The sequence below is a fragment of the Streptomyces sp. DF42 genome (assembly GCF_058267695.1).
Genome location: NZ_CM177859.1, coordinates 5,698,109 through 5,720,950, shown reverse-complemented (window position 1 = coordinate 5,720,950; position 22,842 = coordinate 5,698,109). Strand labels below are relative to the sequence as shown.

The window sequence follows — 22,842 nt, the reverse complement described above, 5'->3', positions numbered from 1 at the left end:
TGATCACGAAAGAACCCCGGCGACGGAGGCAAGCCGTCCCGGGGCATGGCCAACGCTGAATAGGAGCGCCGACATGCTGGACCTTATCGTCCGCACCCTCACGCGGATGCTGACCCTGTGCACCCCACGCCCCCGTGGCCGCCACCGCCTCGGCACACTTCCGCCACTACGAATCACCCCGCTCCCGCCCCCTCCCCGCTTCACCGAACTCCTCAACGGCAACGCATCCCGCCTCGTGCGCCCCTACCTCCTGGACCCCGCCGAACACCGCCGCCAACGCGAACGGCGCCGGGCAGCCTGCCTGGCAACGCTCGGAATCGACGTAGGCCCGAAACACATCCACGGCGTGCGCGTACCGGCGGAGGCCGCTCGATGACCCGCCCGGCGATGCGGATGTGCGCCCGCTGCCAGCGCATCACGGACGAACCGGTCCTGGTCCACGAGGTCCACGCCGCCACGGGCCCCGGCTTCAACGTCTACGCGTGCCCGGAGTGCGCCACGCACTACCCGCCCCAGCCGGACGCACTCGAACTCCTGGAAGCCGCCCACCACCGCACCCGCTCCAGTTCCCGCCCCACCATCCGCGTCTACCGGATCGACACGGCCGGCACCGTGACCGCCGACAGCGGAAGGACCGAAATCCTGACCACCGGACGAGCCGAACCCGTGCCCCATACGTCGGCGTACCCGCCGTGCGCCTGCCCTAGGTGCAGCGTGCCGCGATAGCGAACCGAAACCCCCAGAAACAGCGGCTCCGCGCGCGTCACACCCAACGTGTGCGGAGCCGTCGCCCGTTGAGCACGATCGACACACATCCCACACCCCGAACCAGCCCATTGCGTACACAATTGCCCAGGTTCGCAGGGAAGTTCGCTCTGGCGAAACCAGGAACCCCGCCGATACCGTTTGTGCTCTTGCCACACTTCAGTCTCACGGGGAGTCCACAGTGAAGCGCCGCACATTGCCCGCCGCCACCGCGCTTGCCGCGACAGCAGCACTGCTGCTGACGGCATGCGGGAGCGGGGACGACAAATCCAGCAACAACGACAAGATCGCGGGAGCGGACGCAGACAGCTCGACGTCGGCTTCGCCTAGTGCTTCGGCTTCCAACGCATCCGGCCGACCCAAGATCGAGTTGCCCTCGGACCTGAACTTGGTCTTCGAGGACACGAAGACGGGCGACTCGGTGAAGGACGCCGTGCTGTCGGACAGCGCGGCGAGCGTGCAGGCCGTGGACGCCGCGATCACAGGGACAGACTCCAAAGGCAATGCTCTCGCCTTCTACAACACGGGCAAGGCACTCGAAGCTGCGCTCTCCTGGATCGCTCAATGGAAGCACGCAGGAGCCACACTCACCGGCGAAGCGCGGTACTACGACCGCAAGGTGACGTTGACGAGCAAGACGTCGGCCACCCTCTCGTACTGCGGCGACGAGAGCAAAGGCTTCAGCAAGGACAAGAAGACCAACAAGATCACCAAGACGCCGGTCGACAAGAACAGCTACGTCTTCTACAACACCAGACTGGACAAAAACTCCGACGGGATCTGGCAGACGTCTCAGATCGTTTCCTCCAGGGGGGCAGCCCAGTGCCAGCCGTAGGCAGATTCTCGGTATGCGTTGCCGTCGTCGGAGCAACCATATGGATATCCAGCCCCGCAGCTTGGGCGAATTTCGTGCCCGGAGGCAAGGGCACGGGTTCCCAGACACAGGTGAACGGCGACGGCAAAGGCCAGGAGATCTCCGCGACCGCGGGAGCGGTCGTCTTCGACCGTTCCAAGAACGGCACCGGCGCCTCCGCCGGCCCCGTCATCTCCGCCACCTCCTGGACCCCACCGGCCTGCTGGTACGCCCCGAAGTACACGCCCGCACAGCTCAAGGCATACCTCGAGCCGATCTGGAACGCCGAGTCGACGGGGTCCCAATGGGACCTGGAGCAACGCAACAAGTACGAGAAGGGCGGCGAGACCGCCGGCACGTACAAGGACTTCAACAAGGACAAGGCCGGCAAGGGCTACTGGTGGGACTCGTACGTCAACAAGAGCTTCCCGCCCGGCTGGGACAAGTGCACCAAGCCCATCTTCTGGGTGGACAAGGGCGATCCGCCACCGGCTGACATCGACAACGCCGTGACCCCGAAGATCCTCGCCGAACTCGCCTACAACGAGATCCGCGTCCCCGGCACCAAGGTGACCCTCGCCCCGGCGGGCACGACCAAGGTCAACCTGCCGACCTGGGCCTGGCTGGACGGCGCCGCGTTCAAGCCGGTCTCCGTCACCGCCTCCGTCCCAGTCCTCGGGATCTCCGCGACGACCACCGCCGAACCGGTCTCCCTGAAGATCGAGCCGGGCACCAGCGATGCGCAGACCTACCCGGCCTCCGGCGTCTGCCAGATCAACAACGGCCGGATCGGCGAGCCCTACGCCAACGGCAAGGCGCATGAGACCCCTCCGTGCGGCGTGGAGTACCTGCGCTCCTCGGGCGACGGCACCTACCCGCTCAAGGCCACCATCACCTGGAAGATCCACTGGACCGGTACCGGCGTCGCGGGCGGCGACCTGCCCGACGGCACGTTCGGCGCCACCCAGGCCGTCACCGTCCAGGAGATCCAGGCCGTCAACCGCTGACGAACCGTGGACGGCCCCCCAAGCCCCGGGGCCGTCCACAGCCCGACGTACCCAGAGGCCAGACGATTCAGGCGGTCGACGAGTCCCCATCCGTCACCCCTCATCCGGATACCACTGTCGCGCGGGTGGAATGCGAACGTAGAACTGCCGCCATCCAGGTCGATCGTCAGCGACACCTCCAGGGCCTTGGCCAACCTCGTCAGCAGGGGCAACGTCGGCACGGAGTCACCGCCTTCGAGGTTCGAGATCTGGGCCTGGGTCATGGCCGCTCGGCGCGCCAGTTCTGTCTGCGACAACCCGAGCTGGGCTCTCCGGTCGTACACCGCCTGACCGAGCGCGAACGCATGCCCGGCCTCCCTCTAAGCCGCCGACTCCTCGACGCTCTCGCCCATGAGCCGCCGGGCCTGCCGGGTCTTCCACTGGGAGTGGTTCACGGACCCTCCTCCTTCACAAGATCGACACGGACGGCACAGTGACCGACAACCGCGGCAAGCCCGAGACCCTGGCCGGCGATCGCGCCGAACCGGTGCCGCGAACGTCGGCGTATCCGCCAAGCCTGTGCTCGAGATTCAGGACACCGCGATAGCGAACCGAAATCACACAGCGGCAACGGCTCCGGGCGCAGACACGAACGTGCCCGGAGCCGCCATCCGTTCGGGCACGATCAAGACACAGCCCACACCACAGAGGCCCGCTACGTCCACAATTGCACACGTTCACAGGGAAGTTCGCTCTGGCGAAACCAGGAACCCCACCGATAGCGTTCATGCCCTTGACGAAACTTCAGTCTCACGGGGAGTCCACTGTGAAGCGCCGCACATTGCCCGCTGCCGCCGCGCTCGCCGCGACCGCAGCCCTTCTGCTGACGGCATGCGGGAGCGGGGACGACAAGTCCAACAACGACAAGATCGCCGGCGCCGACTCCGGCGATCCGACGGCGTCTGCCTCGCCGAGCGCGTCAGCAACAGGGGCGCAACGGCCCAAGATCACCTTGCCGTCTGACTTGGAAGACGTCTTCGACGGCTGGAAGACGGGCGATGCCACCAAGGACGCGGTGCTGGCCGACGTCCAAGGTGCGCAGACGGCGACCGACTATGCCATCACCCAGGGCAGCGCTAAGGAAACGTCGCTGTCCTTCTACTACCGGGACAACGCGCTGGTCACTACCTCGCGGTGGGTCCAGTCCTTCGCCGACAAGGGGCTGTCGGTCACTGGCAAGATCCGGTACTTCGATCCTCAGGTCACGCTGTCCGGCAACAAGTCGGGATCTGTGCGCTACTGCTCCGACGAAAGCGCGGCCTACAGCAAGGTCCGCAAGACCAACAGGACCAACAAGACTGCGGTCACCGACGATTCATACGTCCTCTACAACGTCAAGGTCGAGAAGAACAGCCAGGGCGTATGGCAGACGACGAACGGGCTGTCGGACAGGGGGAACAAGGCGTGCACTCCGTGAGGCACCGCTTCGGATCGGTACTCGGCACTACACTCGCGTTAGTTACGGCGTCAATTGCGATGCCTACTGCTGCGATGGCGACCATCACCGACGACTCCCAGTACAACGAGGACAGCAGCGCCAGCACTCACGATCGGCAGATCGCTTCCCAGGTGAAGTTCAACCTGTCGAAGAATGGGCGTGGAAAGTCCACCGGAACAGTCTCGGCTGTGGGCAACTGGACCCCTCCTGCGTGCTGGTACGAGCCGAAGTACACACCGGCCGCGAAAGAGCAGCAGTACAAGGACCTGGTCAATACCCCTCTCTTCTCGGGCAAAGAAATCGCACAGCCAGCCTTCGAGGACCGGTACATCAAAGGTCACCCCTACACCGACTTCAACAAGAAGAAGAGCGGCAAGGGCATGTTCTGGACCTCGGCCCGTGATGACAGCCGCCCCACGGACCCCCACATCTGGGACTGCGGCAAGCCGGACTTCTGGGTCGACAACGGCGCTGCCCCCGACGTCGAGAATTCCATCGATGCAGAGACTCTGGCCGGGCTTGCCTACGGCAGAATCCAGGTACCCGACACCAAGATCACTCTCGCCCCACAGGAGATCACGAAGGTCAATCTCCCCACCTGGGCTTGGCTCGACAAGGCTGACTTCCATGCTGTGTCCGTGACCGCCTCCCTCAACGTGGCAGGTTGGAACCTCTCGTCCACGACGACGGCCAAGCCTGTCGCGCTCAAGTTGGAGCCGGGCACCACTGACGCAACCACCTTCCCAGGGAACGGCGAGTGCGCCATCAACGCCGATGGTTCCATCGGTGAGCCCTACGCCAAGGGGAAGGGCAACGAATCCCCGCCCTGCGGCGTCACCTACCTCCGCTCGTCCGGCGACGGCACGTACAAGCTCAAGGCCACCGTCACCTGGGAGATCACGTGGAAGGGCTCGAACGGCGAGACAGGCAAGCTCCCTGACGGCACCTTCGGAACCTCTCAGGACGTCACCGTCCAGGAAATCCAGTCCGTGAACCGCTGATCGGACCGGGGCGAACCGCAGAGTCCGAGTCCAAGGGCACCGGTCGCCCGAAGGAATCGAAGGCCCGCCGCGAACGTCTGGCGCCTCGGCATCACGAGGCGCCACCCGGTTACAGGAGTGAGAGACATAGCAACCGACGGCGACAAGCCAAAGGTGGACAACCCGGAACGAGAACGGCTGCAGAAACTCAAGCGCCAACTCGAGAAGGAGCGCGGCGACTTCGTCGACGCATTCAAAAGAGCTGCTGGAGACATCGGCAAAGGAGGCCGGGACTCGTCGAAGTCCTGGGTCGGCAAGAATGCCGACAAGTGGCACAACGACGCGGCTGGCCGCCGCAAAACGGTACGCGCTCGTATCGACAAGGTACTTGAGGACATTCAGCGCGAGATCGACAGCATGCCGGAGAAGGTCACGCCTGAGGAAGCCAATTCGATGAACCGCAACAGGCGCATGTACTGAGAAGCGATTCAGGTTCAGCAGCGAATCCAACACAAAAGGGAACAACGCAGCATGCTCGATGGCGGGGGCGGAAGCAGTGAGAGCGTCTTCTCAGGGATTGATCCGGGCGCTCTCAAGGCGACGATCGAGTCCGTTCGACGGGACCAAGGGACAGTCCAGGATCGATCCTCCTACTACAAGACTCAGCTTGCCTACTACGGAATCGGGACCGCTGAGCTCAACGACATCCTGAAGGTGGCCGGCTGGGCTAGGGACGAGCTGCCCATGCTGACGCGGCGCTACCACCTCGCCCTGGCCTGCGACGAACCGTACCCGGGTGCACCCAAGGACCACCCGATGGTGTCCATCGACGAGGGCATGGTCGGCCAGAAGGCTGCTGCCGAACGCAATGGCAAGGCACTGGCGGAGCAGTTCAAGAAGGACTTCAACGGCAGCAACTCGGCAGAGCTCTTCGCCGCCTTGGAGGCGAATGCCAAGGATCCAGACTTCATTAAGGCCTTCTACAGCACCCTGGGCCCGGACAAGCTGGTGTGGCTGTCCAACGAGATGGCCGACGATCCCTACGACGACTACTACGACAAGCACCCGGACGCGCTGACCCGCGACCGGAATCTCGTCGCCAAGACACTCGGCACCTTCACACAGGTGGCCTTCGACGGCAAGACCGCCAAGGAGAAGCAGGCCAGCTGGAACAAGTGGTTCGACAAGTTCACCATGGATCCGCAGCGCGGCTTCCGCCCGGACCGGCTGATGCCTCTGCTCGCCGGCGGGAAGTACGACAAGGACTTCCTGGTCGCACTCGGCGATCGGGTCTTCTCGAAGGACCAGAAGACCTTCGAGAACGAGTGGATGAACGGCAGCGGGAAGAACCCCTGGGAGGCCGACCACTACGCCCAGCTGTTCAACGCCATCGCCAACAACCCCGAGGCGTCTGGCGAATGGATGAGCCACGACTACGACACCATCCAGAACATGCTCTACACCCCTGCCGGTTCATGGGACAAGTCCCGCTCGGCCGCCCTGGTCAAGGTGTTGCACTCCGCGACCATCGGCCTGCGCCCCACGAATGAGGCCCTTGCCGAGAAGCTGACCGCGCACCTCATGTTCGACAACTACAAGCACATGAACGGCGACGAAAAGGACATCCACCCGATCGAGGGGGTGGACTACTTCTACTCACAGCTGGTCACTTCGTACTGGAAGGACCTGGAGAACGGAGTCACCTCTCCGGTTGCCGACAAGTTCTGGATGGGTGACGCGACTACGGGCGGTTTCGCGGAGAAAGCGTCCAAGTGGGACGAGAAGGCCTTCCTCAGCAGCCAGGACCCGTCCCGCTTCGGCCTCGAGGCTGGTGCCCCAATGTGGCAGGCACTGATGAACGAGTCGGCTCGGGACCCGAAAGCGGCTGGCGAGTTGAGTGCGCTCTTCGACACCTACCGGAACCAGAACGACGCTCAGGTCGTCCACATGTACCGCACAGACAATGCTGCTATCGAATACCTGAGCATGAAGCGCGGCCTGATGATGAAGGCGTACGGCACGGCCTTCACCTCTGCCAAGGAATCCCACAAAACGGACGCCGAGGCATGGGCGGAAGGCGTGAACGAGTTCCGCAAGGCGCTGATCGAGACAGCGGTCGACGGCGCGGAAGCCGCCGCGACGGGCGGCACCACCGCCGTCGCCGACATGGGCAGGGAGCAGCTCACCGGCCTCGGCGGCTCCGCGAAGGGCCTGCTCACGGACTGGCTGGCAGAACAGGTGAGCGTCAAGCCCGAGGAGGCGCCGGGCGGCCTTGCGGACAAGTACAAGGCCCTGTCTGACGCCGAGCTCGACACTTCGTGGCGCGACAGTTACCGGAGACTCGCGAACCAACAGCTCGCTGCTGACCCAGGCAGCGGCTCGAAGGGCGGTTTCGACCACTCCGTCACCAAACCCGTCACCGTCGGGCCGGTCCACAAAGACCACCCGACGTACACGGGAAACCCGCTAGACAAGCATCACCTGTACATCCGCAGCCAGGCCGAGAACTTTCTGACCCCTGCGGGCGAAGTGATGGACCCGCATAAGATGAGCCCCCGGCAACTGACCGCTTACTCACGATGGCTTGAAGACTATGCGGTGGTAGCCGCGGTGCAGAACAGCGGCTTTAAGGCAGCTCAGCAGTTCCAGAATCTTCCAGAGTGACCTTCCACTCTGCGGCCCTGCTTCGGCGCACTGGATTTGCTCACTTCGAAGATGCGATTTTTAGGGCGTTGATGAAGACACGGAGATCTGTGGGCGCGTCGGCGGATACGATGAGGTCGTGATTGACCAAGGGGGCCAAGGTCACAACGGTCGTGCCGTTGCGCCATCCGCACGTGGTAAATGTACTCTTGCCGACGGTGACGTCCGCGCACTGAATCTTTCCACCCACGGCGCCCGCTGGATATGTCTTGACCCGCCTCTGGTCAATCGTCGAATCAAGGATCGAGTAGAGCGTGTCGTCCGATTCCTCCGATCCAGGGGTGGCGTGCGGATCGAATTCAGCGCGGATCATCAACGCCTTTCCATCCGGAGCTCGATAAGTCAGGTTAACCTCACCTTTGGTGATGTCGGTATTGATCGAATCTGAGCCGTCTGCGGTCCATTCAGTATCGTGAGGCTTCGCCTCCTTATATCCTCCGAACGCCGTCGGCAGCACCGGAGCAGGCAGCGCGGAGTCATCGCTCCCACCCCTCGTCGCCAACCATGTTCCGCCCCCGACAAGCAGGGCAGTGACGATCACAGCGCCTCCGACGATCAGCCGCCGTCGACCGCGTTGCCGCCGGGCATCCGACGCCGACCAAGCAGGGGAAGACGCCACCTTGGCATCGTCGCGGAACGAGGAGTCAGTCATGAGTCTTCCTGCAGTAGTGAGGGGACAGTGACGGAGTCGCCGCACCCGATGGCTGCAGCGAGTTGACCATAACGCTCCTGGGCAATCCCACAACGAAACCTCTACGCACCACCCGACGCTTCCTGCAGCACCACGAGAGCGAATCAGATCCAACGGGCGGCCCCGCGTCGCGCATAGAGCGCACACGATCAGACCCTGACCACCGGCTGTCCGAACCTCGTCCTGTCAGCCCCTCTGAGGCCTCCCCGGTACAACCCGTCCGACCACAACCACGGACTCCGCTTCAGAGCGACCCCCTTGACCCAGCCGGCATCCAATGCTGCTCCTCCCTCCACAACGTCATGGCCACTCTTCCGTCGAAGGCCTCCGCCTTGTAACCCTCGGGGAAGCCGCCGCGCTGAACCAGGTCGCCTACGGCAGCCGCACAGGGCAAGGCGACGCCGTGACCAGACAACGGGAAGGTCCTGCGTGCGGGCACACCGAACCGGTGCCGCGGACCTCGGCGTACCCGCCATGCACGTGCGCGAGGTGCACAGGACCGCGATAACGAGCCGAAATCTCACAGCGACAACGGCTCCGGGCGCAGACAACGAACGTGACCGGAGCCGCCACCCGTTCGGGCACGGTTAGGGCACAGCCCACACCCATAGAGGCCCACTACGTCCCTAATTGCACATGTTCACAGGGGAGTTCGCTCTGGCGAAACCAGGAACCCCGCCGATACCGTTTGTGCTCTTGCCGCACTTCAGTCTCACGGGGAGTCCACAGTGAAGCGCCGCACATTGCCCGCCGCCACCGCGCTTGCCGCGACAGCAGCACTCCTGCTGACGGCATGCGGGAGCGGAGACGACAAGTCCAGCAACAACGACAAGACCGCCGGCGCCGACGCAGGGAGCTCAACGACTGCTTCGCCGAACGCTTCGGCTTCCAGCACGGCAGGTCGGCCGAAGATTGGGATGCCCGCGGATCTCTCGTACACCTTCGACTGGCCCGCAACAAGTGATGCAGCCAAGGACGCTGTCCTGTCCGACAGCGAGCAGTCCATCAAGGCCGTGGACCTTGCGATCGTCCACCAGGACGCCCTCGACAAACCGTACCTGTACTACTACGAGGGTGAAGCGGCGGCCGGCACTCAGAAGTTCATTCAGAACTACGTGGATCACAAGGCCAGCATCACCGGCGTGTACCGCTTCTACGACCCTCAAGTAGCCGTGGCCAAGGACGGAACAGCCTCCCTCAGTTACTGCGAGGACCAAGGCAAGGCGTACGTCAAGTACCTCGCGACCAACAAGATCAAGAAGACCGAAGTCACCGCCAAGAGCTACGTCGCTTACCACACGTCACTCAGGAAGAACAGCAAGGGCGTTTGGGTGATCCAGAAGATCATTTCTCAGAGCGAGAGTGCCGAGTGCCAGCCCTGATGCCCAACGCGTCCGGAGCTGTCGCCCGTCGAGCGCGATCGACACACATCTCACACCCCGGACCAGCCCACTGCGTCCACAATTGCCCAGGTTCGCAGGGAAGTTCGCGCTGGCGAAACCAGGAACCCCGCCGATACCGTTTGTGCTCTTGCCACACTTCAGTCTCACGGGGAGTCCACAGTGAAGCGCCGCACATTGCCCGCCGCCACCGCGCTTGCCGCGACAGCAGCACTGCTGCTGACGGCATGCGGGAGCGGGGACGACAAGTCCAGCAACAACGACAAGATCGCCGGCGCCGATCAAGGCTCGGCGACGCCGAAGGAGTCGGCAGCATCGTCGGGGGCGCCGGCGGAGGACAAGCCGGACGGCGTGGACGTATCCCTGCCCAAGGACATGAATTTGGTCTTCAACTGGAACAAGCCGAAGGACAAGAACGAGTCGGCGGCGATGGCCGATACCGCCAACTACATCCGCGCCATCTACCACGGCGTCGACAAGCGCACGTCCAAGGTCGCGGCTGTGACCGCCTACTCCACAGGCGATGGGCTGACCTACGCGCAGACGCAGATCGGTGACAGAGTCAAGGGCGGTTGGACAGCGACCGGTACCCGGCGCCACTACGACGTCACCACGCGGTCGGCCTCGAACGGCCAGTCGGTGGAGGTTGCGTTCTGTGTGGACTCCAGCAAGTTCTACGGCAAGGAGGTCAAGACCGGGAAAGTCCTGAGGAGCGAGCCCAGCATCGCGGACTACGACTACTTCAAGATCGTCATGGTCAAGTACCCCACGGATGAGAATCTGTGGCAGGCGTCGAAGGTGTACGTCGAGGCGAAGGCGGCGAAGTGCCAGTGAGCAGGCCAAGGCGTACCGCACTCACAACCAGCATCGCGACCCTGACGCTGGCCTTCACCATCATGGCTCTCGCGGAACCGGCCTACTCGGCAGAGCCGTCGAGCAACACCCACGGCACCAGCACAAAGGAAAAGGGCGGCAGCGCCGGAAACGGCATCTACGCTGCCGCCAAAATCCAGTACTCCGGCTCCGTCGCCAAGAGCGGCGCCACCGGCAACATGGCATCCTCCGACGTCAACTGGACGCCACCGCCCTGCTGGTACGCCCCGTACCTCGGCGCCAAAGACTTCAAGAAGACGATGTCGAAGAACCTCGAGAGCCAAGTGAACACGCCCGGTATGGGCGGTACAGCAGGCGCGGCGCTCGGCGAATTGCAGCGGCACTACGAGGACGACTACGGCTGGACCGACACCCCTGGCTACAAGGACTACAACGTCGAGAAGGACGGCAAGGGGATGTTCTGGGCCGCCGTCGAAAACCCCAACGAGCCCGACGTTCTGAAGCGGAACTCGTGCAGCGACATCCCCTTCTGGGTCGACAACGGTGAACCCCCGCCACCCCGGTACGAAGAGGCAATCACCCCGAAGATCCTCGCTGCCCTCGCCTACCAGCACATTGAACTGCCCTACACCAAGGTCACCCTCGCTCCTCAGGCCGTCACCAAGGTGAACCTCCCGACCTGGGCGTGGCTCGACAAGGCCGTCTTTGACGAGGTCAAGGCCACGGCGGCCATCAACGTCCCCGGCTTCAACATCCAGGCCACGACCACCGCCAAGCCGGTGTCCCTCAAGCTGGAACCGGGCACGAGCGACGCCGAGACCTACCCGGCCTCCGGCGAATGCACCATTAGCGCCGACGGCTCCATCGGCGAGCCCTACGCCAAGGGCAAGGCCCACCAGACCCCGCCGTGCGGCCTGGAGTACCTGCGCTCCTCCGGCGACGGCACGTTCAAGCTCAAGGCGACCATCACCTGGCAGGTCAGCTGGACCGGAAGCGGCGGCGCAGGTGGCGACCTGCCGGACGGCAATTTCGGCACCACCCAGGACATCACCGTCCAGGAAATCCAAGCCGTCAACCGCTAATCAACTTGGGCGGCTTGCGGACTCCGAACCCGCGGGCCGCCCTTGCCGTCGTGTGCGCTCCCCGCAGTCCCGGGCAGAGCAGGTGCCGAGCAGTGGTGCCGTGCGGCGGAGCGTTCGGCGAAGAGCTTGATTGCACTGTCGAACCTTTCCAGCCCAACACGGCCCTTCATGAGGTTTCCTAATGGTTGATGCGAAGTCACTCGTATACGAGGCACACTTCGTCCGAACTCCCTTCCAATTGCTGGGCGGCATGAGGTGGAAGAGGTTGGTCGCCTTCCGCGTCGACGGGGAAGGCGTACTGCTCGGGGGTGCTCCGGCACGTTACGAGCGCCAACTCGCCTTCGCGCCGTGGAGCGACATCACATCTATCGTGGTGTGGCATCAGCGTACCGCTGGAAACGGTATCAACTACATCGGAGTGCAGCGGAAGCCCGGGGCGCCTGCTCTGCCCGGTATGAACAGCGGAGTGAGCGAAGAGAAGGCCGCGATGCTAGTTCCGCATGTCGACTACGAGTTGTTTTTGGCAAGTCGTCCCATCAACTTGTGGCGGCTTGCTCCCGAACGGCTCCAGGCCGCAGTGGATGCGTTTGCACCTCAGGTTCCGGTGCTCGTCTATTCCCAGCCGCACGTGTCATAGACCCCATGCTCCCCTACAGAGGGATCCGAGCTCACGGAGGAGCCGTCGATGGTGTTCGGCAAGCGTAAGGCGCAGGAGCAGGAGCCTCCTGTGCCCGCCGTCGACTGGAGGGATGTTCGCCGCTTCACCATCGGAAGGACCGAGCGATCGGTCATCCACGGAAAGAGGCCTCAACTCGGGCGGCTCGCGGTACGGGTTCTGCGACAGGCGAAGGACATTCGGACCTACACGCCCTGCGCCTATTTCCGGACCGACCTGCCCTCGAACCCAGTTCATGAGCCCACGCTCTACGAGGACGTGACGGCCCAGCGGGTGCTCTGCGCCGTGGACGATCCCGTGGACGTCGGCAAGGAAGTACACCACAGTGTTCGGGATGGTGAAGGGCGGGTGATCGGCACGATCCGTCGCATTCCCTCCACGAACAGGGTGTTTCACCACACTTGGCGCATCGACCCGCCGGGCCATCCAGACATCGCAGGCCGCAGCAAGTGGTCCCTCGCAAACAACAGCCCGAAAGGTTTGGCACTGCGCGGCCTTGAGTCGGCCCTCAACGGAGTTCTGGAGGTGGCGGCGGGTGGCGACAACCCGGTCTCCGAGGGACGCACGCTCGAATGGAAAGTCGAGGACGAGTTGGTGATGGCGTCCAAGGGAATTACCGGAATCGAATGCAGTATTGATGTGTCGATCAAGGTCGGGTGGCTGGATCGTCGTCTGGCCTTCGCCGTCGCCATGGTCCCGGATTTTTCTGAGAAGTAGTTCAACCAGGACCTGAGGGGCCAACCACTGACAACGCCCAGCAGAGTGAGGACGCCTGTGTTGGCTCTGCGCCGCTATCGCAATCAGCGAACTGACTGACCGGAGAAGAAGATGCACGGGCGGGTGCCTGCTGGGGCAATAGTGATTGCCGTGATCGCGTTGGGTGCGTCGGGAAGCCGCTTCTCGGCGGACAAGAGTCCTGTCTCGGCGGTGAGTTCCAGTCAGGCCCCGCCAGCGGTTCAGGGCGATCTGCTGACATCCACCTCGGCGTCGGTGGCCGGACCCGGATACGTGTATGCCAAGGTGACCAATCGGGCAGCTGCCGGGCGACAGGTCACGGTGAAGGTCCAGTTCACCGTCCCCCGGGGTGACGAACGCAAGCTGACCGTTGTCCGCCAGGACTCCTCTCCCACCGGCTGGACTCCGGTGTCTCTGACCGGCAGGCAGGGCGTAGAGGCGTCGGTGATCGGCGGCACCTTCCGAATGACGCTGCGCAAAGGCGCCAACTCGTTCCCGCTACGGGTGGCACCAGGCTTCAGGACCACACAGAACAGTCAGACCGCCCCTGTCTCCATGACGCTGGTCGACGCCCGCGGAAAGACGCTGTCCAAGGACTCCCTGTACTTCCAGCTCGATCTGTTGAACCTGACCACTCCGGTAGCCTCCAAAGCAGTGCTGGGTCGGGATGAAGACTGGCACGAGACCGCTTTCACCCTGGCCAACGGATCGGCAACGCAATACCGCACGGTCACCGTGCACACCTACCTGAACTGCTCCGGACCGACCTACGGCGCCTGCCCCAAGTCATCGTTCAGGCTGCAGTGGTTCACCGGAGGCCGTTGGCGACCCGTCCGCGCCTACATATCGCCAAACAAGCCTGGCGTCGACGTCGACAAGACCACCGTGCTGACCCGGGTATCCGTGCCCGTCGGCACTTCCCGCCAGTTCCGGCTCAGAATCGCCGCGACCACCACGGCACTCCCCGGCAGTACCGTTGGCCTTGAAGTCGACGCGGACTCCGGAGCGCAGGGCCCTGGCCCGTGGGCCTTCACAGGCACGTCAGCCCAGTTCACCATCCGCTGAGAGATGAACTTCCACTCGGTCCCGCATCCCGAGGGGTGCGCACCTCAGCGGAGGCGAAACCTGCTTCGGATTCGTCGCCACCGCCAAGGCTCGCGCACGGAGCCGACGCGTCCCCAAGCCCCCGCGATGGTGCGCAAGCCATGTGGCGACCATGTGACGGTCTAGGGAGATTCCAGTCGCCAATCGCGCACCCTCCGCCCCCCTCGTATGCTTCACCACCGACGTCGTAGATCAAGTCATCGATCAATACACGACGCAGCAGCAGTCAACGGGGAGAGGACCGCACATGGCGGCCAAGGACGGCGAGGATGCCGCCGAACTGAAGAAGCGGGCGGAGAGTCTGCGTGGGTGTGCTCGGGAGGCCCGGTCCATAGCCCGGCGGCTCGGGCCGTATCTCGACGACGCGGTGAAGAAGGCCACTCCGCGCACCGCCGCCTTCCGTACCGGTGTTGACGAGGGTGCGATCTGGCAGGGGCCCTTCGCCGACGAATGCACGGCGAAGCTGCAGAAGCAGCAGAACTCGCTGAGCAGTATGGCGAGTTCGCTGCTCGTCGATGCCACGCGGTGGGAGAGCCAGGCGGACGAGCTGGACCGGCAGGCCAAGGAGAAGGACAAGGCGAAGTCCGGAACGGGCGGCCACTGATGGTCTTCAGGGGGTTCGACGCCGCCAAGCTGACTTCGCTGGCCAAGGACTTGGACACGCTCGCGGGGCACTCCGGTCAGTTGCACACCCAGCTCGCCTCCGTCCTGACCAGCGCCCAGCAGAATCTCCCGGCCGGGCAGAACGCCTCGCGCGATCCCGATCTCCAGGATCTCGTCGGTGACGTGATCCCGATGCCGTCGTTCTTCGGAGGGCGGCGGCGTCTGCCCGGTTCCCTCGGCGGGGAGCTCGGCGACATGCAGTCGTCGATGAAGCGTCGTATCAAGCAGTTGGAGGGGGCGCAGCAGCTGGCGGATCGGGGCTATCCCGTCAGCGACGCCAGCGTCTTTCTCGACGAGAAGCCGGCCGACGGGAAGAAGGTCGACGACGCCTTGCGTCACCTGCAGGAGCTGCAGGGCAAGGACTTCGGGACCAACGGCAACCGTGACGACCTGGAGAAGGTCTCCGGTGAGCTCGACGGGCTGACGGCCGCCGAGATGGACGCACTCGTGTCGAAGGCCTCCCCGAAAGATCTCGCGTTCTACAACCAGCTCGTCAGCTGCACCGACGACTCCGGCTGGAATCCGTTCGACGAGAACGGCCTGCCCGAGGACCAGCGCCGGGCGACCCTGGGCGGGATGCTGTCCAAGATCAGCCCGGAGAACTTCGGCAAGTTCCAGGCGGCCTTTCCCGGCATGCAGCCGGACGTCACCAACACCGCCGCCTGGGAGAAGGGCGGCAACAGCCAGAACGGCCAGACCAACAACGGCATCCACTGGGAGACGCCCACCGACCCGCTGTTCGTCGACGGCGTCTCGGCCGACGATGTCAACCAGCGGCAGTTCGGCGACTGCTGGTACGTCGCCTCGTTGGCCGGCTTGGCGCAGAAGGACCCCAAGTTCCTCCAGGAAGGCATCAAGCAGAACCCGAACGGCACGGTCAGCGTCCGCGTCTGGGACAAGGACGGCAACTATCAGTGGGTCACCATGACCCCCGATCTGCCGACCGACAGCAACGGCTCCCCCATCACCACGTACGGCAACGGCGAGTCCTGGCCGGCGTACTACGAGAAGGCCTTCGCGATCGCCTACTCGGACGACGGTGACGGCGAGCGCGGCTACGGCGGTGTCGAGGGCGACGACCCCAAGAAGTCCGCGCCGTACCTGACCGGCAAGGAGGGCGAGGACCTCACCACCGGCGGCTTCCTCGGCATCGGCGAGCACGAGGACAAGAGCCTGGACGGGCTGAAGAAGGCCTTCGACTCCGGCAAGGTCGTCACCGTTTCCACGCCGGCCGACGAGAAGCTGGACAAGGACCACCCCAAGGAGTGGGGCAACACCTACTGCACCAACCACGCGTACTACGTGCGCGGCTTCACCGCAGACGGCAAGGTCATCCTCGGCAACCCCTGGGGGACGTCGGGATACCCGCCTATTACGGTGTCGCAGGAGCAGTTCAACAAGTACTTCGGGGGAGCCGAGGCATTCGATGTCCCCTGATGCCCGACACGTCCCCCCGCAGGTGAGTGAAGTGCCCGAGCGACCGCACGTGAAGTACCCCTTCGAGTTCGACGGCCGTTGGGTGCTCCGGTACCACATTCCGTACGAGGTCCGGTACGACGGCCGGACCCACCACATCGTGGTGACGATCTTCAAGGAGCCGTCGGTGCACGGCCGGATCCAGGTCGGCTGCGAAGGCCGGCCCGTCGCCGAGTACGACGAGCTGACCCCTGGCGACGTCGTGGAGATCACCGGTGACGCCTGGCGCGTCGCGGAGGTCGAGTACCGCACCCACATCACGCTGGAGCGCGTGGCCGACACCAACGAGGAGGCGCCCGGTGCTCAGGCCGGCGAGTAGGTACGCAATCGCGGGAGCCGTTACGGCCGTGCTGGCGCTGACCGGCTGCGGTTCGTCGTCGGACGACGCGACCGGCGGCGACCCGTCACCCGCGCCCGCGCCGGCGACCGCGCAGGCGGCGGCCAAGGACAAGGGCCCGGAATGCGTGGGCGAGGCCACGGCCGGCGGGCTGCACGTGCTGCGTGGCGGCGGGTACCGGCTGCCGGGTGGCGGAGGCGTCCAGTACGACGCCGCATCCGCCGACGGTACGACGCGTACGGCGTCCCTGCGCGACGGTGCGAGCTACGCGGACGGCCAGAAGAAGCAGACCGTGAAGGCCGGGCAGCAGATCACCGTGTCCGGGCATGTGTACAAGGTCAGCCAGGTCTGCTCCTACCGGGTCGTCCTGGAGCCTCAGGACGCGAAGGACAAGGCAGCGGCGGCAGCGGCCCCCAAGTCCCTGGAGTCGAAGGGCGGCGAGGCGGACAGCGGCCTCTGCTTCTCCACGAACCCGTCCGTCCTGGCCGCGGCGGCCAAGGGTTTCCCGGCGAAGGGGAGCACCCTGTCCGTCCTGCGCAACGGCGGCGTGACGCGCTTCCCCACCGGTCTGTCGATCACCGTCTCCTACGTCGACACCAAGTCACACACCGCCGGCTTCGGTGCGAACTGCGCGGCGATCCCCGTAGCCATGTACAAGGACGTCCGGGTCGGCGACACGGTCGAGTTCGCGGGCGTGCTGTTCAAGGTGTCGGGGCTGGCGGACGGCGTCGTGCGGATGACGCGGACGAGCGAGTAGGAAGCCGCGCGCGTTCGGGCAGGGCTCCCGGGCTCCTGGGGGCCTGGGCTCCTGGGGGCCTGGGCTCCTGGGCTCCTGGGCTCCTGGGCTCCTGGGCTCCTGGGCTCCTGGGCTCCTGGGCTCCTGGGGGCGGTACGCCCGTGCGGCGCGCGCCGACGCCATGAATTGTCCGTCTCTCCGACTAGATAGCCCCTTCCAGGTGATTGTTGCTGTTGCAAGCCCTGGTTGGATTTAGTTAAGAGGCGCATCAAGAAACGGTAAGACGCCCCGAACCCGGCCTACGGTGAAGACCGCCGCTGACCGCGGTCTATTGCTGGCAGCAGGCATACGAAGGGGCGTTGCGTTCATGGGGGATTACGTCGGCGTCGATCCGGTGCGGGTGCGAAAACTCGCTGACCGGCTCGGCGACCTTGAGCAGGCTCTGGCGAAGCACGGGGCGTTGATCCGTACGAACTTCAAGTCCTGGGACAGCGGCCTCGACCTGTCCCTTCTGGCCCAGCAGACGGGAGCGGTCGGCGACGACGCGCGCGACATGTCCAAGCGCGCCGATCTCGCTCGCAACCTGGAGGAGGTCGGCGGCGCGTCGGGCATGTGCACTCCCGACGGGGACATCATCGACATCCCCTGGGACATGAAGGACGTCTCCGCGCAGAGCGCCAAGGAGGCGCAGCAGGAAGCCGCCACCCTCAAGAAGGCGCTCGACAACCCCAAGGCCGACGGTTCGCGTGCGGACATCGACGCGATCGGCCGCTCGCTCGCCGACCACCAGGACGACCCGGCCTACCTGACTGCCTTCGCGTCGGCCGGTGGCATCGCGGACGCCGCGCGCGTCGCTCGTGCACTGCACGAGGAGGACGGCACGCACGGCGGTGACGTGCTCAGCAAGGACTCCCAGAGGCTGGTCGGCGTGTACGCCACGGGCATCAACCGCGTGTTCACCCTCCAGGAGGCGGGAAAGATCCCGCCGAACCCGGACTACATCAAGGCCCTCACCGACCCTCCGGGCGGCGACATGGTCTCCGTGGGCATGCTCTTCAAGTACGGCCCCCCGGGCGACCAGTGGGAGCCCCACACGCTCTCGAAGGTCAGCGGGGCCATGCTGGACTGGCGGGACAAGCAGAAGACAATGCGGCCGAGTTACTCCAAGCCCGACTTCCCTTACAGCGCCGGCGGCTATGCGGGGAAGGACGACGGTGGCTGGTACCACGCCTGGGGGCTGAACCCCAACTACCTCGACCAGGGCGCGGACGACAACCAGAAGATCGTCGACGGGATCGAGGCCAACGACCCGGTGCTGGCGGTCATCAACCGCACCGGGGAGAACGCCGACGCCTCGCGCGACCTCCTCGGCCATGACGATGCCGCGAGCAAGAGGTACGCGCAGGACCTGCTCGACTTCAAGTGGCAGACCCCGGGCCCCACGACGATCGACGACTCCGACGGCGCCCGTCGCGTGCTGACCCTCGCGGCGACGGATCGCAGCGCCGCGCACTTCGACCAGTCGGGGCAGGCTGCGGCGAACATTCTCGCCGCGGCGGTCAAGGAGAAGGACGCCTTCGATCAGCGCAACGGCCACGAGAAGGACGAGTACCCGACGTATCCCAACGGGACCGCCATTGCGCTGGCGGGGATCACCGGGACGTGGTCCGCGGACATCGGTGGCACGGGGATGACGACACCCGGCGGTACCAGTGGCTACGACGCCAACGATCACGCTCTCGTCGAGAACAAGGACGACATGGTGAAGGTGATGCAGCTCTTCGTCAAGGACAACCCGAGTGCCGCCGCCATGTTCGACGCCACGCTCCATGCGCAGGTGTCCGAGGCGGCCGCTCTTGGCGAGCCGGACGAGATGCTCACGGCCATGGGCAACACCGCTGGGATGCTGACGAAGGCCAAGGTCGGCATCAGCTACACGGAGGCCCAGCAAATCGATGAGCAGCACAAGATGAACGCCGTGATCGTCGACTCGGCCGGCACGCTGTTCGGCTTCATTCCCGGGCCGAAGGATCCCGAAGGCGTGGCCAAGATCGCTGCCAAGGCGCTGAAGTACTCCCAGAACATGGTCAGCCTGGGAAGGACCTTCAAGTCGCTCGGTGACCCCTTCTCCACCGACAACGCAGGCAAGCAGGAATCGCTGAACCGAAAAGAAGCCGAGACGCAGTACACGACGTTCTCGCCGTCGATCGCACAAGGCATGATCCGTTCCGGCAAGTGGAGCCCTCCGGCAAACAGGGACTGGTACGACCCGGAAACCAAGAGCATCAAGCCCGATGCCATGAAGTCTGCCGATTTCCAGGGTTGGTTCAACACGGAGAAGAACGAAAAGCACCTCGACGAGACTGAGCCCTTCGAGAGGGGGTTCAATCATGCAGAGGTGTCCAAGGACGGGAAGTAGGGCGATGCACGCGACTCTGCGCCGCGGGGCTGTCCCCTTCCTTCTGGTCTTGGCGCTCGCCGGTTGTTCGGACGGTTCCGCCGGCCACAAGGCCGACGTCATTCCCGCTCCGAAGCCCGGCAGGTTGTCGACCTTCGCCCTCAGCGCCATCGACAAGAAGGGCGACCTGGACAGCGCGGCCGAGAACCCCCACGGCTCGGTGGTGTCGGATCGCTCGGGAAACATCTACGCGCTCAACGGCGACGATTCGCCCGGCGCCGATGTACTGAAGGTGACACCGTCCGGCGAGGTCAGCCGATTTGCGCACATCGATGCGGACCACGGCTCCTACGGCATGGCGACCGCCGGGAACGACGGGGTGTTCACGGCCGGCCCCTCGGGCCTGATCCACATCGATCGGCACGGCACCTCGAAATCTCTCACCGCTCCGGACCAGATCAAGCATCCGCAGCCGATCGGGATGCGCCCCGACGGATCGTTCATCGCCGTGGACGGCAGTTCCGTCTGGTCGCTCAAGGGCGCACAGGCAGCGAAGGTCTACACCTTCCCGGAGAAGGAGGGGATTCCTTCCGGAACCGTCGACGCCGACGGGTCGATCTATCTTCAGGCGAAGAAGTCCAACGACCTCGTCATCCTCACCCCAGGACGCAGCCCGCGCAGCCTGACGCTGACGGGAAAGCTCCCAGGATTCAACAAGCCGTTTTCCGCTCTTTCCGTTTTCACCATGACTCCCGCATACGGCCATGCCGGCGTGTACGCAACACTGTTGGATGTGGATTCAGGCGAGCACGGCTCGGCATATATCGTGCGCATGAAAGCCGACGGGTCTGTCACGGCGCTCGCCAAAGGCACTGCCGGTAACGCGACTTGTCGACCGAAGCAAAGTTATCCGGCACTCGATTCGCCGTGCTTCGTGCCATGGCACGTCGTGCAGAGCAACAACCGAATCATCGCCCTGGGCGGGCCCACGGTGGCTCTGGAGGACAAGGACCATCCGTATCCCGCCCTCGTGGTCCCCACGCCGGCGAGCTAGAGCCGACAGACCGCGCAGAGAGAGGGAGAGAGACGTGGACGGCCATTCGTATGCCGTTCTCATCGTGGGCGTCGCTGTCGCCGCCGCCACGTTCGACGTGATCCGCGTGTACCGGCAGTTGCCGACGCGGCCTGCCGACAGCGCCACGGCCGTCGAGCCCGTACGCCCTGAAGCGCTCCCGCCGGAGCCCCAGGCGGCTGCCGCCGAGCGGAACTTCGGCCTCGTCATCGCCTCCCGTGGCTCATTCGTCGCCTTCACCGTCATCGTCGCCGGCATGTTCTGGAGCGCCGAGGACGACCAGCGCTGGACCCAGGACAAGGTCGTGCACGAGACAGAGAAGATCGCGGCCGACATGGAGAGCGGCGGGCAGGCACCCGGCGACAGCGACACCCCGGGCGCAGGCAGCTTCAAGACCCTGGTGGACACCGAGGTGCAGGCCGTCGTGAAGGGCAGCGGCCTCGGCCTGAGCGACGACTTCGCCACCCCTCCCCCGGGCGCCGTGGACAGCTACGTCATCACCGGCACCAAAGCCGACGACCGGACAGGGGAAGCGCAGCCCACCAAGTACCGGGCCTGCCTCGTCATCACCTCGGCGGACCCCGTCCCCAACGGCCTGCCCACAACCTCCGGTATCAGCGCGGACGTTCACGACTACGCGATCAAGACCAAGGTCATTTCGGGCAGGTGCTGAGAGCTTCGGCTGAAGCACCTGCGTCAATTCGACGGACAGACGAACAGAAGATTGAGGCCCACTCATGCCCGTGCCCCTGGAAGATCGCCTGGACTACATGTGCCGCCAGGACATGAACGCGATCGAGAGTGCGGTGAACGAAATCCGCACCGCTATGAAGAACGTCGACAACATGCTGCCGAAGACCTGGATCGGCAAGAAGGCCGACAACTGGCGCGCCGATCACGAGGGCCGCATGAAGCGGCTGAAGACGCTGTTCGACTCGTTCCCGGCGGAGGAGAACCGACTGGTGGAGCAAGCCCGCCGTAAGCAGTCGCAGATGGACAACAAGGGGCATGGTGGGGCTTGACCTCGGGCCCGGCTCCACAGAGGGAAGGGCGCTTGGCGCAAGCTAGGGTGGCTCGGTGTGGTGATGGGGCGGCAGCCCAGCACAGCGAGCAGGGAGACACATGGTGTTCGGCAAGAGCAGAGACGTCGACGAGCCTCCCGTCCCCGTAGTGCCCTGGGCCGATGCATGGGAGTTCGCCATCGGTGACGAGGAACGGCCCGCGGCCGGCCGGCGCAAGCGGCCCGTACTCGGCGTCCGGGCGTTCAGGGTCCCGCACGGCGGAGGAATGCAGCGGGTCAACGCCCCCTGCGCCTTCTTCCCTCCGCAAGGGTCCACGAACGATCTGCGCCTGTACGAAGACGCTGAGGGCCGCGCCCTTCTTTGCTCCGTCGACGGCCCCGAGGAGGCGGACGGCGCACGCCACTACCGCGTTCGTGACGGGCAGGGCCGGATCGTCGGCACGGTCCGCCGCATCCCGCCGCTCAAGCACGCCCTCAAGCCGACCTGGCGTCTTGAGCAACCCAGCCGTCCCGAGATCGTGAGCAGTGCGGAGTGGGCCAAGGGCGGGGTGACCGAGATGGTCCAGAAGGGCGCCGGCAAGTTGCTGCTGGGGGCCGTGCAGGCAGTGGCCGACATGGGGGCGGAGGGCGGCGACCAGCCCGGCAGGTCGCGCGTCCTCGAATGGAAGGCCGACGGTGAGCTGGTGATGACGTCGGACGGTCATCAGCGGTTCCTGCTCAGGGCGGACTGGCTGGACCGCCGCCTGGTCTTCGCCTATGCGCTCCTGCGTAGCTCCTGAACGCGGGGTGAGCGACAGTGACGTTCGGCCGCAGGCTGCCCCGGTGGAGCCGC

At 64.9% G+C, this 22,842-nt stretch carries 24 protein-coding genes and 1 pseudogene; 23 read left to right on the top strand and 2 right to left on the bottom strand.

The window, feature by feature from the left end; genetic code table 11:
- Positions 1-73 precede the first annotated feature (73 nt).
- The 4 genes from ACYUED_RS26260 to ACYUED_RS26245 all read left to right on the top strand — a co-directional run bounded on the left by ACYUED_RS26260 (position 74) and on the right by ACYUED_RS26245 (position 2,625).
- A complete protein-coding gene (locus tag ACYUED_RS26260; protein WP_491285590.1) occupies positions 74-376 on the top strand; it encodes a hypothetical protein in 303 nt (100 codons plus the stop codon).
- Entirely contained in the window at positions 373-726 is a 354-nt protein-coding gene (locus ACYUED_RS26255; protein ID WP_491285588.1) for a hypothetical protein, read from the top strand. Before ACYUED_RS26260 ends, ACYUED_RS26255 begins: the two co-directional genes overlap by 4 nt.
- Before the next feature lie 220 nt (positions 727-946).
- A complete protein-coding gene (locus ACYUED_RS26250) occupies positions 947-1,600 on the top strand; it encodes a hypothetical protein (protein ID WP_491285586.1) in 654 nt (217 codons plus the stop codon).
- A complete protein-coding gene (locus tag ACYUED_RS26245; RefSeq protein WP_491285584.1) occupies positions 1,588-2,625 on the top strand; it encodes a hypothetical protein in 1,038 nt (345 codons plus the stop codon). The genes ACYUED_RS26250 and ACYUED_RS26245 overlap by 13 nt, the downstream gene beginning before the upstream one ends.
- Positions 2,626-2,744: 119 nt before the next feature.
- Here the strand turns inward: ACYUED_RS26245 and ACYUED_RS26240 are convergent.
- Positions 2,745-3,059 (bottom strand): annotated as a pseudogene (locus tag ACYUED_RS26240) (helix-turn-helix domain-containing protein); the annotation flags it as partial.
- Positions 3,060-3,430: 371 nt separating this feature from the next.
- On the opposite strand from ACYUED_RS26240, the gene ACYUED_RS26235 reads away from it, so the two are divergent.
- The 4 genes from ACYUED_RS26235 to ACYUED_RS26220 all read left to right on the top strand — a co-directional run bounded on the left by ACYUED_RS26235 (position 3,431) and on the right by ACYUED_RS26220 (position 7,746).
- Positions 3,431-4,081: a hypothetical protein gene (locus tag ACYUED_RS26235; protein WP_491285582.1), complete on the top strand. Its 651-nt coding sequence runs from the start codon at positions 3,431-3,433 to the stop codon at positions 4,079-4,081.
- 74 nt (positions 4,082-4,155) lie between these two features.
- Positions 4,156-5,103, top strand: a complete 948-nt coding sequence (locus tag ACYUED_RS26230; protein ID WP_491285580.1) for a hypothetical protein — start codon at positions 4,156-4,158, stop codon at positions 5,101-5,103.
- 153 nt (positions 5,104-5,256) lie between these two features.
- Entirely contained in the window at positions 5,257-5,562 is a 306-nt protein-coding gene (locus ACYUED_RS26225) for a hypothetical protein (RefSeq protein WP_491285578.1), read from the top strand.
- Positions 5,563-5,613: 51 nt separating this feature from the next.
- On the top strand, positions 5,614-7,746 hold the full coding sequence (locus tag ACYUED_RS26220) for a hypothetical protein (protein ID WP_491285576.1): 2,133 nt from the start codon (positions 5,614-5,616) through the stop codon (positions 7,744-7,746).
- 40 nt (positions 7,747-7,786) lie between these two features.
- Here ACYUED_RS26220 and ACYUED_RS26215 read toward each other — a convergent pair whose 3' ends face one another.
- Positions 7,787-8,437 carry a hypothetical protein gene (locus ACYUED_RS26215; protein ID WP_491285574.1) on the bottom strand — a complete coding sequence of 217 codons (651 nt, stop codon included), beginning with the start codon at positions 8,435-8,437 and terminating at the stop codon, positions 7,787-7,789.
- A gap of 767 nt (positions 8,438-9,204) precedes the next feature.
- Here ACYUED_RS26215 and ACYUED_RS26210 point away from each other — a divergent pair.
- From ACYUED_RS26210 to ACYUED_RS26140, 15 genes are all read left to right on the top strand, one after another.
- Positions 9,205-9,858 (top strand): hypothetical protein, encoded by a 654-nt coding sequence (locus ACYUED_RS26210; protein WP_491285572.1) that lies wholly within the window; start codon positions 9,205-9,207, stop codon positions 9,856-9,858.
- A 180-nt stretch (positions 9,859-10,038) separates the two neighbouring features.
- Positions 10,039-10,710 (top strand): hypothetical protein, encoded by a 672-nt coding sequence (locus ACYUED_RS26205; RefSeq protein WP_491285570.1) that lies wholly within the window; start codon positions 10,039-10,041, stop codon positions 10,708-10,710.
- On the top strand, positions 10,707-11,792 hold the full coding sequence (locus ACYUED_RS26200) for a hypothetical protein (protein ID WP_491285569.1): 1,086 nt from the start codon (positions 10,707-10,709) through the stop codon (positions 11,790-11,792). Before ACYUED_RS26205 ends, ACYUED_RS26200 begins: the two co-directional genes overlap by 4 nt.
- Positions 11,793-11,973: 181 nt before the next feature.
- Positions 11,974-12,429, top strand: a complete 456-nt coding sequence (locus tag ACYUED_RS26195) for a hypothetical protein (protein ID WP_491285568.1) — start codon at positions 11,974-11,976, stop codon at positions 12,427-12,429.
- 48 nt (positions 12,430-12,477) lie between these two features.
- A complete protein-coding gene (locus ACYUED_RS26190) occupies positions 12,478-13,185 on the top strand; it encodes a hypothetical protein (RefSeq protein ID WP_491285567.1) in 708 nt (235 codons plus the stop codon).
- Between the two features lie 150 nt (positions 13,186-13,335).
- Complete coding sequence (locus ACYUED_RS26185; RefSeq protein WP_491285566.1) at positions 13,336-14,268, top strand: hypothetical protein; 933 nt, start codon at positions 13,336-13,338, stop codon at positions 14,266-14,268.
- A 286-nt stretch (positions 14,269-14,554) separates the two neighbouring features.
- Positions 14,555-14,911 (top strand): hypothetical protein, encoded by a 357-nt coding sequence (locus ACYUED_RS26180; RefSeq protein WP_491285565.1) that lies wholly within the window; start codon positions 14,555-14,557, stop codon positions 14,909-14,911.
- A complete protein-coding gene (locus ACYUED_RS26175) occupies positions 14,911-16,407 on the top strand; it encodes a C2 family cysteine protease (protein WP_491285564.1) in 1,497 nt (498 codons plus the stop codon). The genes ACYUED_RS26180 and ACYUED_RS26175 overlap by 1 nt, the downstream gene beginning before the upstream one ends.
- Before the next feature lie 31 nt (positions 16,408-16,438).
- Positions 16,439-16,765 (top strand): DUF6406 domain-containing protein, encoded by a 327-nt coding sequence (locus tag ACYUED_RS26170; RefSeq protein WP_491285563.1) that lies wholly within the window; start codon positions 16,439-16,441, stop codon positions 16,763-16,765.
- A 28-nt stretch (positions 16,766-16,793) separates the two neighbouring features.
- Positions 16,794-17,540 (top strand): hypothetical protein, encoded by a 747-nt coding sequence (locus ACYUED_RS26165; RefSeq protein ID WP_491285562.1) that lies wholly within the window; start codon positions 16,794-16,796, stop codon positions 17,538-17,540.
- A gap of 283 nt (positions 17,541-17,823) precedes the next feature.
- Entirely contained in the window at positions 17,824-19,938 is a 2,115-nt protein-coding gene (locus ACYUED_RS26160) for a hypothetical protein (RefSeq protein WP_491285561.1), read from the top strand.
- Positions 19,939-19,942: 4 nt separating this feature from the next.
- On the top strand, positions 19,943-20,971 hold the full coding sequence (locus ACYUED_RS26155) for an NHL repeat-containing protein (protein WP_491285560.1): 1,029 nt from the start codon (positions 19,943-19,945) through the stop codon (positions 20,969-20,971).
- Between the two features lie 34 nt (positions 20,972-21,005).
- Positions 21,006-21,662 carry a hypothetical protein gene (locus tag ACYUED_RS26150; RefSeq protein WP_491285559.1) on the top strand — a complete coding sequence of 219 codons (657 nt, stop codon included), beginning with the start codon at positions 21,006-21,008 and terminating at the stop codon, positions 21,660-21,662.
- A gap of 64 nt (positions 21,663-21,726) precedes the next feature.
- Positions 21,727-22,011, top strand: coding sequence for a hypothetical protein (locus ACYUED_RS26145; RefSeq protein ID WP_491285558.1), 285 nt, complete (start codon positions 21,727-21,729; stop codon positions 22,009-22,011).
- Positions 22,012-22,111: 100 nt separating this feature from the next.
- Complete coding sequence (locus ACYUED_RS26140) at positions 22,112-22,789, top strand: hypothetical protein (protein WP_491285557.1); 678 nt, start codon at positions 22,112-22,114, stop codon at positions 22,787-22,789.
- The last annotated feature ends 53 nt before the right edge of the window (positions 22,790-22,842 follow it).